Genomic DNA, 11624 nt, shown 5'->3' on the forward strand with positions numbered 1-11624 from the left:
GCGTGGTTGCCTAATGCAAAAATCTATCGTTAAGTTCTTGATTCTAAATGGGAATTAAGCGATGCAAATTTCAAGTTTGGGTCCAGCCATCAGACGCTACCGCAAAGTAGCGGGGCTTACTCAGGCTGAACTTGGCGAAAAAACCGGTTTTGACCCCAAAACCATCAGCCGCTTCGAAACCGGCACCTACACCCCCAGCGTCGAAGCCTTGTTCCTGCTTGCCAATGTGCTGGATGTACAACTGAAAGCCTTTTTTGCCGACATGGGCGATGAGGATGAACAGCGGGCGTATCTGTTCGGCGTCATACACAAAGCCACCTCCAAGGACCTGGGCAAGCTGATCGCAGCGGTCGACCAGGCCTTGTCCAAGCCTTGATGCAGATGTGAAAGAAAAGCCGGGCTGCCGAGGGGAGGTAGGCCGGGCTTTTCTTTGGCGTTCGTTTGCCCGCTCGCCTAATTCCGAGGGTGACGCAAGACATAATGTCACGTTGACATCGCCTGCCACGAACCTCGACTATCAACGCGCTGATTCCTGCGTCCCTATGACGCCTATGACTCGTCGACACAATAAATCCAAGGGGACACTGTGCATAAATTTTCGATCATTCTTGTCTCGATACTCGCTACCGGCTGCACCGCCAAATACGCACAGCAAGACATATTCTCCAACCAGGCAAAACTTGATCGACAAATGCCCGTCACCATCGCCACACCGGTCGACGGCAGCTACGAAACAACGCCTTACCCTGCATCCGGCGATATGACAGCTGCCGCCGTTAAAACAGCCTTTTCTTATTACACCAACCGCGTGACGGTAATGGGCGCGTGCCGTGAATTGAGCTGCCTGAGACAGAACAGACCTTCTGGTTACTACGTCATCCCGGAAATCCTGCATTGGGAAGAACGCGCCACAGAATGGTCGGGGCTTCCCGACAAGATTGAAGTAAAACTCGCCATTTATGGCCCGACAGGAGAGCAGCCGCTGGGGTCCGCGGTCCTGTCCGGCAAAAGCAAATGGGCGACCTTTGGCGGGGATCATCCACAGGATTTGCTGCATGAGCCGATTGCTGAGTATGTGAAAGCTCAATACTGATCCAATCGGTCTACGATAGAAACTCGGTCCGTCGATGCAGGACGGGCCGGACTTCCCCTTCAGCACTCGTTTGCCCTGGCCGCGGCAAAATCCGGATAGCAGAAAGCAACGACCGATATCGATCAGCGAAACAAAAGAAATGATTGGAATTTGACAAACCTTGCGAACGAAGGTTTGGGCGTTATGGAGGCAACCCCACCAGCCACACCCCGGCACACAATGTTCCCGCTGTGGCTGCTTCCTTCCGGATCTGACCAGGTTCACGGGTAATCGTTGCGGGGGGACCGATGGGGTCACCATAACGACGCCCGCCTGACGGCGAGCCGCGCCATTGTACCTATCTGGCAAGAAGTTACAACCGTTCGTGCCGGATTAAAAAACTGAAGATGTTCAAGCACTTGCTCCCACAGGGGGATCCGGGGGTGGGCGTCGATTCTGCGGACATCCAAGTGCCTGTGTGGGAGCGAGCTTGTTCGCGAAGGCCTCGGTACATTCAATATTGATGCAAGCTGATCTACCGCTATCGCGAGCAAGCTCGCTCCCACAGGGATCGGGGTGGAGGTTGGATCTGTGAATATCCGAGAGCCCGTGTGGGAATGAGCTTGTCCGCATGAAGTGAACCTTTAGTAGATTGAAGGCTTACACCAAGCACTCATAACTGATTAAAACTTTTTGTATCCAGGTTATTGCTTGCCCCCAATCACGACGAAGTATTACAAACCACCACCGGACAGAACGGTCCATATTGGCCATTAACAGCCTGAGTTCGAACTTGAACATTGAAATAAACTGGCTGGGCTGCCCCGCTGACACCGATCTCATGTCGATACCAACCACGGTGATCCGGCTGCACTCTGGTTGCAGGGACAAACTGCCCCTGTCCACCTGCCACGGCCGTCACCCTGAAGGTGTGCGCGGCAATCTGGTCAGGGCGGATATTATCCGGGATCTGCCAGGCCAATATGATCGTGTATCGGCTTTGCCCGGCCTGGGAAAGCCTCCGTGGTGCATTGGGCACTATCGCCGCTTTATCCATATCATGATTTTCCATCGTATCTTCCATAATAAAAAAGCCATCATCCATGGCGGTTTTCATGCTAGAGGAAAATATGAATGGCAGGCACAATCAAAACAAATGGTATCACTTAACTTTGCCAGCCTTTTATGAAGAGCTGGCAATGCATCAGATGAGTTCAATACCGACTTGGACGTTCAATCATTCGCTGTGTGAGCAAAACTACAACAACACCTCATCCGCCCGACCACCCTCCTCCTGGATCACCAGATGGATGAAGTGCAGCTTGGTGATCACTGCCGCCGGTACGACGAACGGGTAGAAATCCGGCTGGCCCATGCTGCGGGACAGTTCGTTGAGCATGCCAGCCAGTTCGATCCAGGCGTTGACGAACGAAAGAAAAGCCGCACCGCCTGCATGTTCGGCGTCGTACAAGGTCTCGGGCGGGAACGGCTGGTAGTCGAAATCCATTTCCCGAGCGCTCATGCCGAAACCCAGGGCGGTGTCCACCGCGTCCATCATGTGCAGGTAATGGGCCCAGGTTTCGGCCCAGTCCTCCCACGGGTGCATGGTCGCATAGGCGCTGACGTAGCGGGTTTGCCAGTCCAGCGGCGCGCCTTGCTGGTAGTGCTGCTCCAGGGCGTCGGCGTAGCTGGCGCGCTCATCGCCGAACAGCTCGCGAAAAGCCTCGAGCCAATGGCTGTTGGCGACCAGCCGGTCCCAGTAGTAGTGCCCCACCTCATGCCGGAAATGCCCGAGCAAGGTGCGATACGGCTCGCGCATCTGCTGGCGCACGTATTCGCGATGGGCATCGTCAGCTTCCTTGATGTCGAGGGTGATCAGCCCGCTGGCGTGACCGGTGGTGGGTGGCGTGCCGTCGGGATCGACACCGATGAAATCAAACGCCAAGCCAATATTTTCGTCGACGGTTTTCGGGATGACCGGCAAGCCGAAAGTAATCAACTGCGCTACCAGACGACGCTTGGCGGTCTCGACCTTGCGCCAGCGTTCGGGATTTTCCGGGATCGACAGGTCGGGAATAGTACGGTTCAGGCTACAGGCGATGCACAGGGTATCGCGCCCATTGTCCGGCAGCAGCCAATTGCAGGCCGCCGCGGTGTCAAGGTTGGCGCAACGGCGGAACAGCCCGGCTTGGGGATCGGCGTCCAGCGTCCAGGTCCCGGCTTGCTCGCCGGGTTGCAAGGACGTCAGGCGACTCTGCTCAGGTTGATAACCCAGCGCCGCCAGGCAGGCCAGGCATTGGCTATTGCGAAAAAACAACGACTGGCCACAGCGGCACGGCCAGACCTTGCTGTTACGTGACCGATCGCCCACGAACGGCGCGGCGATGCGTGAGCTCAGTTGTTCGAAGAAGCGGTACATGGCGATCTCTCCCTGGAGCCTGCAAGACTAGATCACCCCACTTCCATGATCGTTCCCACGCGTTGCGTCATAGTGCCCGATAAACCGTGGCGAGGGAGCAAGCTCCCTCGCCACAAGAGCCAACCCGGCTAAACCGTGATGCCATGCTGACTCAGAAAGACGACAAACGCCTCTTCATCCAGCACCTTGAGCCCCAGCTCATTGGCCTTGGTCAATTTCGAACCGGCACCCGGCCCCGCCACCACGCAGTGGGTTTTCGCCGACACGGAACCGGCGACCTTGGCCCCCAGGCTCTCCAGCTTGTCCTTGGCGACGTCGCGACTCATCAACTCCAGCGAACCGGTCAGCACCCAGGTGTGACCTGCCTCGGGCAAGCCTTCGACGACCTTCTTCTCGCTCTGCCAATGCATGCCAAAGTCGCGCAACTGTTGCTCCGCTGCCTCGGCCTGCTGACGGTTGGCGGCAACGGCGAAAAACTCGCGCACGGCGTTGGCCTGCTTTTCCGGCAACGCCTGACGCATGTCCAGCCAGTCGGCGTTCATCACCGCCTCGAGTGAACCGAACTTGTCTGCCAGTTTCTGCGCCCCGCCCGGCCCGACCGAGGGGATGTTCAGCTTGTCGAGAAAGCCACCCAGGGTCGTGCTGGCGGAGAACTCGGCGCCCAACTCGCCCTGGTCCTGGATCTCGAGACCGTGGCGCAGCAGGTCCTTGATCACCTGGCGGTTGTGTGGGTCTTCGAAGAAGCTGTGGATCTCGTGGGCCACTTCCAGGCCGACATCGGGCAAGTAGGTGAGCACCTGGGGCACAGCCGCTTGTACGCGCTCCAGCGAACCAAGAGAGCGAGCCAGGACCTTGGCGGTCTCCTCGCCCACGTCCGGGATACCGAGGGCGTAGATGAAACGCGCCAGGCTCGGCTTCTTGCTGTCGACGATGGCCGCCAGCAAGTTCTTGCTCGACAGTTCGGCGAAACCTTCCAGGTCGACCACCTGCTCGAAGGTCAGGGCATACAGATCGGCGGGCGAACCCACCAGCCCCTCATCCACCAGTTGCTCGACGCTCTTCTCGCCCAGGCCCTCGATGTCCATGGCCCGGCGCGACACGAAATGGATGATCGCCTGCTTGAGCTGCGCGCCACAGGCCAGGCGACCGACGCAACGGTACACCGCACCTTCGCTGATGGTTTCACGGCCCTTGCTGCGCTTGATCAGTTGCGTGCGCTCGACATGGGAACCACACACCGGACACTGCCGGGGGATCTCCACGGGGCGGGCATCGTCCGGGCGGCGCTCGGTGATCACTTGCACCACTTGCGGGATCACGTCGCCGGCACGGCGGATGATCACGGTGTCGCCGATCATCAGGCCCAGGCGCGCCACTTCGTCCATGTTGTGCAACGTGGCGTTGGCCACGGTCACGCCAGCGACCTTGACCGGCTTGAGGCGCGCCACGGGCGTCACGGCGCCAGTGCGGCCGACCTGGAACTCGACGTCCAGCAACTCGGTGAGTTCTTCAGAGGCCGGGAATTTATGAGCGATGGCCCAGCGTGGTTCCCGGGCGCGGAAACCCAGTTCGCGCTGAGAAGCGATGCTGTTGACCTTGAACACCACACCATCGATTTCATACGGCAATGCGTTGCGCCGCTCGCCGATGTCACGGTAGTAATCCAGGCACTCATCAATACCGTGGGCCAGCTTCAATTCACGGCTGATGGGCAGGCCCCAGGCCTTGAGCTGCTTGAGATTGCCGATATGGGTATCGGCAATGTCCGCGGTCACCTGACCGATACCGTAGCAGCAGAATTCCAGCGGGCGGTTGGCGGTGATCTTCGAATCCAGCTGGCGCAGGCTCCCCGCCGCCGCGTTGCGCGGGTTGGCGAAGGTCTTGCCACCCGCTTCCAGTTGCGTGGCGTTGAGGCGCTCGAAGCCGGCCTTGGACATGTACACCTCGCCGCGCACTTCCAGCAATGGCGGCCAGCCGCTGCCCTGCAGCTTGAGGGGAATATTGCGCACGGTACGCACGTTGACGCTGATGTCTTCGCCCGTGGTGCCATCACCGCGCGTGGCACCGCGCACCAGCATGCCGTCCTGATACAACAGGCTGACCGCCAGGCCATCGAGTTTCGGCTCGCAGCTGTATTCAACCGCCGCGCCACCGCCCAGCAAATCGCCCATGGGCAGGTCGAGGCCTTCGGTCACCCGCCGGTCGAATTCGCGCATGGTGGTTTCGTCGAAGGCGTTGCCCAGGCTGAGCATCGGGATCTCATGACGCACCTGGCTAAACGCCGACAGCGCCACGCTGCCGACGCGCTGGGTCGGGGAATCGCTGGTCACCAGCTCCGGGTGTTGCTCTTCCAGGGCCTTGAGCTCGTGGAACAAGCGGTCGTACTCGGCGTCCGGGATGCTCGGTTCGTCGAGGACGTGGTAGCGGTAGTTGTGCTGATCCAGCTCGGTGCGCAGCTGTTGGATGCGGGTTTCAACGGCGTTCATGGGTGTTCTCTCATAAAGCAAAAGAGCAGCCTAGGCTGCTCATTCTCAATACTTCGATCGCGTGCAGGAGCTGCACTCGTCAGCTCCTGCAGGCCAGCGATCTTTGGCCTCAGCGCTTCTGGGTCAATGCCCGGCGCTCGAATTCGACGATGCGCTGGCGATAGTGCTCGATGGTCTGGGCAGTCAGCACACTGCGCTGGTCATCCTTGAGTTCGCCATTGAGCTCCTGGGACAGCTTGCGAGCCGCGGCCACCATCACGTCGAAGGCCTGCTTGGGATGACGCGGGCCCGGCAGGCCGAGGAAGAAACTCACCGCCGGCGTGCTGAAATGATCGATGTCGTCCAGGTCGAACACGCCAGGCTTGACGGCGTTGGCCATGGAGAACAGCACCTCGCCGTTGCCGGCCATGCTCTCGTGACGATGGAAAATGTCCATCTCGCCGAAACGCAGGCCGCTTTCCAGGATGTTCTGCAGCAACGCCGGGCCCTTGAAGCCGGCCGGGTCGCGGCAGATCACGCTGATCACCAGCACTTCTTCAGCCTGGGCCTGGTCTTTGTCGGCGCTCGAGGTTTTGTTCTCGTCCGGGAAATCGCTGTCGCGACTGCTGAAACTCGGGCCACCATCCAGGTCGAGGTTCAGGTTCAAATCACCCTGGGACGGCTCGCTGTTGCGCTTGCCGCGCTTGGAACTCGACTCCCGTGGCTCACGGGCAGGCGCGCTCATCGACGGCAAGTCGTGTTCGTCCAGCTGCGGCTCCTTGTGGGTGTCCAGCACCCGGGGCGGGCCTAGCAGTTCGGCGCTGTCATCCTCATCGGGCAGGTTCGACAGGCTGCGGTCCAGGCGAAACTTCAGTTTCCCCTTACCGCCGCGCATGCGGCGCCAGCCGTCGAAAAGAATACCGGCAATGACAATGATGCCGATGACGATCAGCCACTCGCGCAGACCGATTTCCATGTAATCCCGTGCCTCTATAAAAATGCTGAAAAATAAGGGGCTTAGCTATTTGCAAACCGCTTTAAAACGTGGCGCCAACTCTATGTTCTGAATGGCGTTTTGCCCACGCATACGAAAAATTGACATTAAACTAGCACGACCAAAGATAACTTTACACCGTCTGTCGCACAGGCTTGTGTCCAATCTGTGATTTGAACAACAGGCCCCAGGGTAAAAAATACCTACAGCGTTCCAAGTAGAAGCCCTACAAACCGTTCTTCAGGCATCCACCATTGCCATGGCCTCCTCCACATCCACCGCCACCAGCCGCGAACAGCCCGGCTCATGCATGGTCACCCCCATCAACTGATCGGCCATTTCCATGGCGATCTTGTTGTGGGTGATGTAGATGAACTGCACCGTTTCAGACATCTCCTTCACCAGCCGTGCGTAACGGCCTACGTTGGCGTCGTCCAGTGGTGCGTCGACTTCGTCGAGCATGCAGAACGGCGCCGGGTTCAATTTGAAGATGGCAAAGACCAGGGCCAACGCGGTCAGCGCCTTTTCGCCACCGGAGAGCAAATGGATGGTGCTGTTCTTCTTGCCAGGAGGACGCGCCATGATTGTCACCCCTGTATCGAGTAAATCTTCGCCCGTCAGTTCCAAGTAAGCGCTGCCGCCACCGAAAACTTTTGGGAAAAGTGCCTGCAAACCGCCGTTGATCTGATCAAAGGTATCCTTGAAGCGATTGCGGGTTTCCTTGTCGATCTTGCGAATGACGTTTTCCAGGGTCTCCAGCGCCTCCACCAGATCGTCGTTCTGAGCGTCCAGGTAGCGCTTGCGCTCGGACTGCTGCTGGTACTCGTCGATGGCCGCCAGGTTGATTGCCCCCAGGCGCTGGATGCGCTGGGCAATGCGTTCCAGCTCCTCCTCGGCGTCCTTCTCGTTCGCCCCGGCCACCAGGGTGGCCAGCACGCCGTCGAGGTCGTAGCCGTCTTCCAGCAACTGGTCCTGCAAGGCTTTGCGCCGCACCGTCAGGGCCTGCCACTCCATGCGCTGCTGTTCCATCTGGCCGCGAATCAGTTGCGATTGCTGCTCGGCCTGGCTGCGGCGCTTTTCGGCGTCGCGCAGTTCACGGTCGGCGTCCTCCAGGGCGATCTGCGCCGTCTTGAGCTCTTCGTCGACGCTCATGCGCTTGTCGAGCAACTCTTCGAGCTTGAGGCGCAGCTCCTCCAGCGGCGCTTCACCCTCCTCCAGATTGAGGCTCAACTGCTCGCGTTTTTCGGTCAGGCGTTCGGACTGCATTTCCAGCCGTTCCAACGCCTGGCGCGTGGAATCGTGCTGAGCCTTGAGCGAGCCCAGGCGCACCGCCAACTGATGGGCATGGTCCTTGTGCTGGCGTGCTTCCTGACGCACCCGGTCCAGGCGCTCGCGCAGGCTGTCGCGCTGGGCCAGCAGCAGTTCGCGCTGCTCGGTGTCCAGCGCCATGGCATCGAGGGCTTCCTGCAGTTGCAAGCGCGCCTCGCCGATCTGTTCGTGCTCCAACGCCCGCTGCTCGCCCAGTTCGGCGATTTCTTCTTCCAGGCGGGTGCGGCGCAGCGCCAGCTGTTCAACCTTGGCCTTGCCGGCCGACAACTGCGCCTTGAGCTCGCCTTGCTGGCGCGCTTCATCCTGCAATAGCCGCCGCAGGTGTTCGCGGCCGTTCTCCTGCTGACGCTGTTGCGCCCGCAGGTTCTGCAATTCGGTTTCCAGGGCTTCGACGCTGGCCTCGCGCTCTTCGCGCTCTTCGCTCAGGCGCTGGATTTCCTGACCACGGGCAAGCATGCCGCTCTCGGCTTCGCTGGCCCGGCGTACCCGCAGGAAATGCCGGCCGACCCAATACCCGTCACGGCTGATCAGGCTTTCGCCGACCGCCAATTGCCCACGCAGGGCCAAGGCCTGCTCAAGGCTATCCACCGGTTTGACCTGCCCGAGCCAGGGCGACAGGTCAACCTGGGCCTCGACCTTGTCCAGCAAGCTGCCGGGGATTCGCACGCCGTCACCAGCCGGGCTGAGCAGGCGCAGATCGCCCTGGGTGAAACCCGACAAATCGAAGCCGCCAAAGTCATCCACCAGCACCGCCTGCAGATCGGCACCCAGCACGGTTTCCACCGCCAGCTCCCAACCGGCATCGACCTTCAGGCCCTCGGCCAGTCGCGGACGCTCGGCCAGATGCTGATCGCGCAGCCATTCGGCGGTGCCGGTGCCTGGGTCCAGCGCGGCTTGCTGCAGGGCTTCCAGCGAGGCCAGGCGTCCATTGAGTCGCTGCAATTCGCCCTGGCCCTGCTGCTGGTTCTGCAAGGCCAGTTGCAAGGCCTGGCGCAGTTGCTCGAGCCGTTCGACCTGGGCATCTTCGCTGGCCTGCAAGTCTTCGAGGGTGGCTTCACTGGCCGCCAGTTGCTCGCTCAGATCCAGAATCGCCGCGTCCTCCGGATCCGCCGCGAGCAAGGCGCGCTCTTCGGACAGGCGGCGCTGACGTTCGGCCAGGCGCTCCATGCTGGTTTCCAACTGCTGGATGCGCGACTGCTGGACTTCAGCCTGGCGCCGCGGCTCGGCCGAGGTCAGGTTGAAACTGTCCCACTGCTCTTGCCAGCCGTGCATGGTCAGCTCGGCTTCCTCCAGGGCTGCGGCGGCCTCTTCGGCGGCGGCGCTGGTGATTTCCTGCTCTGGCGTGAGCCGGTCCAGTTCTTCGCCAAGGGTCAGCAGCAGCGTGCGGTCGTGACCCAGGTGCGATTCGGTTTCCAGGCGCGCCCGCTCGGCTTCCTTCAAGTCATCCTGCAACTGCCGCAGTCGTTGTTGACCATGCTGGATGCTCTGCTCGACCCGGGCGATGTCGCCCCCCACGGAATAGAAGCGCCCCTGCACCAGATTGAAGCGCTCGGACAGGTCGTGGTGTCCGTCACGCAGGCGTTCGATGGCGGCGTCGGCGTTGCGTTGCTCGGCCACCAGGGCTTCGAAGCTGACTTCCTGGTTGCCGATGATCGCCTCACGCTGGCCGACCTGCTCGTTCAACGCTTGCCAGCGCAGGGCCGACAGCTGGGCCTTGAGCTGGCGCTCCTCACCCTTGTATTCCTGGTACTTCTTCGCGGCCTCGGCCTGACGGTGCAAACGCTCGAGTTGGCGTTCGAGTTCTTCGCGCAGATCGGTCAGGCGCGCGAGGTTCTCGTGGGTGCGACGAATGCGGTTTTCAGTCTCGCGCCGCCGCTCCTTGTATTTGGAAATACCGGCGGCTTCTTCAATGAAGTTGCGCAGGTCTTCGGGCTTGGCCTCGATCAGCTTGGAGATCATGCCCTGTTCGATGATCGAGTAGCTGCGCGGGCCCAGGCCGGTACCGAGGAAGATATCGGTGATGTCACGACGCCGGCACTTGGCGCCGTTGAGGAAATAGCTGTTCTGGCTGTCGCGGGTCACTTTGCGACGAATGGAGATTTCCGCATACGCCGCGTACTCGCCGACCAGGGTACCGTCGGAGTTATCGAACACCAGCTCGATGCTGGCCTGGCTCACCGGCTTGCGGCTGGTGGAGCCGTTGAAGATGACGTCGGTCATCGACTCGCCGCGCAGGTTCTTGGCCGAGCTCTCGCCCATCACCCAACGCACGGCATCGATGATGTTCGACTTGCCGCAACCATTGGGCCCGACCACCGCCGCCATGTTACTGGGGAAGTTCACCGTGGTCGGGTCGACGAAGGATTTGAACCCCGCCAGCTTGATGCACTTGAGCCGCACGTTCAGGCCTTCGTCAAGGCAGAGACCACCAGGTCGCAACTGCGCTGGGCGTAGGCCGTGAGCACGATGCGGATCTGCGGTAAATCACGGGCCAGCACAGCGGCGAGCAGGCGCTGGAACAGGTCGAGGAACTCGCTCATTTCCGCCTTGCGCTGGTCCAGGGCCAGGAAATAGGCACGGCTCATGGCCGGTTGCAGGTTCTCGACGGTTTCCTGCAAGTACGGGTTGTCGGCAAAGGGATAGGCGGCGCGCATCACGCTGAAGCTTTCATCGACGAAGGTACGGATATCCTGGCGCGCGTAGGCGTCGTTGAGACGCTGCTGGATCGCTACGAACGGCGCCATGTCGGCCTGCTCTTTCCAGCCATGGGCCACGGCGTTGCCCAGCAGGATGTACAGCTCGCTCATCAGCGTGCAGAGGCTGCGCACCTTGTGTTCGGTGAGTTCGGTGACGTGGGCGCCACGGCGCGGCAGGATCGCGATCAAGTGGCGTCGTTCCAGGATCAGCAAGGCCTCGCGGACCGAGCCGCGGCTGACGTTGAGTGCCAGCGTGACCTTCTGCTCCTGGATGCGCTCTCCCGGTTTCATTTCGCCGCGAATGATGCGTTCGGCGAGGTGATGGGCGATTTGCTCGGCGAGGCTGTCCGGGGCCTTGAACGTCATGGTTGTCCTTCAAACTCTTCGATTTGCACAAGCGGCGCAGTGTAGCGCACTCGATACGTCATGGCGCAGGGCCTGTACCGGGTTTTTGGCACGATTCAAGCAAAAAAAGTTTGAGCTTTCCTGCTGAAACAGAACCTGTGGAAGAACCTGTGGGAGCGAGCTTGCTCGCGATAGCGGTCTGTCATCTTGCATCCATACTGAATGTACCGCTGTCATCGCGAGCAAGCTCGGCTCCCACAGGGTTCTACAGTGTCCATAGATCGTTGTTCATCGACCAAGTGGA

8 protein-coding genes and 1 other RNA gene are annotated in these 11624 nt (G+C 60.4%); 3 read left to right on the forward strand and 6 right to left on the reverse strand.

The window, feature by feature from the left end; genetic code table 11:
- Positions 1 to 61 precede the first annotated feature (61 nt).
- Together F7R20_RS05305 and F7R20_RS05310 are read left to right on the forward strand one after the other, a co-directional pair.
- Positions 62 to 376: a helix-turn-helix domain-containing protein gene (locus F7R20_RS05305; RefSeq protein WP_003199578.1), complete on the forward strand. Its 315-nt coding sequence runs from the start codon at positions 62 to 64 to the stop codon at positions 374 to 376.
- 210 nt (positions 377 to 586) lie between these two features.
- Positions 587 to 1093, forward strand: a complete 507-nt coding sequence (locus tag F7R20_RS05310; RefSeq protein WP_003199576.1) for a DUF4823 domain-containing protein — start codon at positions 587 to 589, stop codon at positions 1091 to 1093.
- 193 nt (positions 1094 to 1286) lie between these two features.
- Here the strand turns inward: F7R20_RS05310 and ffs are convergent.
- Positions 1287 to 1383, reverse strand: an RNA gene (ffs, locus tag F7R20_RS05315) — signal recognition particle sRNA small type.
- A gap of 482 nt (positions 1384 to 1865) precedes the next feature.
- Between ffs and F7R20_RS05320 the strand changes: the two genes are divergently transcribed.
- Positions 1866 to 2261, forward strand: coding sequence for a hypothetical protein (locus F7R20_RS05320; protein ID WP_145902434.1), 396 nt, complete (start codon positions 1866 to 1868; stop codon positions 2259 to 2261).
- A 69-nt stretch (positions 2262 to 2330) separates the two neighbouring features.
- Here the strand turns inward: F7R20_RS05320 and F7R20_RS05325 are convergent, their stop codons facing one another.
- The 5 genes from F7R20_RS05325 to F7R20_RS05345 form a co-directional block, all read right to left on the reverse strand.
- On the reverse strand, positions 2331 to 3491 hold the full coding sequence (locus F7R20_RS05325) for a zinc-binding metallopeptidase family protein (RefSeq protein WP_003199574.1): 1161 nt from the start codon (positions 3489 to 3491) through the stop codon (positions 2331 to 2333).
- A gap of 128 nt (positions 3492 to 3619) precedes the next feature.
- Positions 3620 to 5977, reverse strand: coding sequence for an NAD-dependent DNA ligase LigA (gene ligA / locus F7R20_RS05330; RefSeq protein WP_003199572.1), 2358 nt, complete (start codon positions 5975 to 5977; stop codon positions 3620 to 3622).
- A gap of 109 nt (positions 5978 to 6086) precedes the next feature.
- Positions 6087 to 6932, reverse strand: a complete 846-nt coding sequence (gene zipA / locus F7R20_RS05335; RefSeq protein ID WP_003199570.1) for a cell division protein ZipA — start codon at positions 6930 to 6932, stop codon at positions 6087 to 6089.
- A 258-nt stretch (positions 6933 to 7190) separates the two neighbouring features.
- Positions 7191 to 10679, reverse strand: coding sequence for a chromosome segregation protein SMC (smc, locus tag F7R20_RS05340; RefSeq protein ID WP_003199568.1), 3489 nt, complete (start codon positions 10677 to 10679; stop codon positions 7191 to 7193).
- Between the two features lie 2 nt (positions 10680 to 10681).
- The gene (locus F7R20_RS05345) at positions 10682 to 11341 is read right to left on the reverse strand and encodes a GntR family transcriptional regulator (protein ID WP_003199566.1); all 660 of its coding nucleotides are present in this window, start codon (positions 11339 to 11341) and stop codon (positions 10682 to 10684) included.
- Between the last annotated feature and the right edge of the window lie 283 nt (positions 11342 to 11624).

The organism is Pseudomonas brassicacearum subsp. brassicacearum, assembly GCF_008801605.1.
Taxonomy (GTDB): Bacteria; Pseudomonadota; Gammaproteobacteria; order Pseudomonadales; family Pseudomonadaceae; genus Aquipseudomonas; species Aquipseudomonas brassicacearum.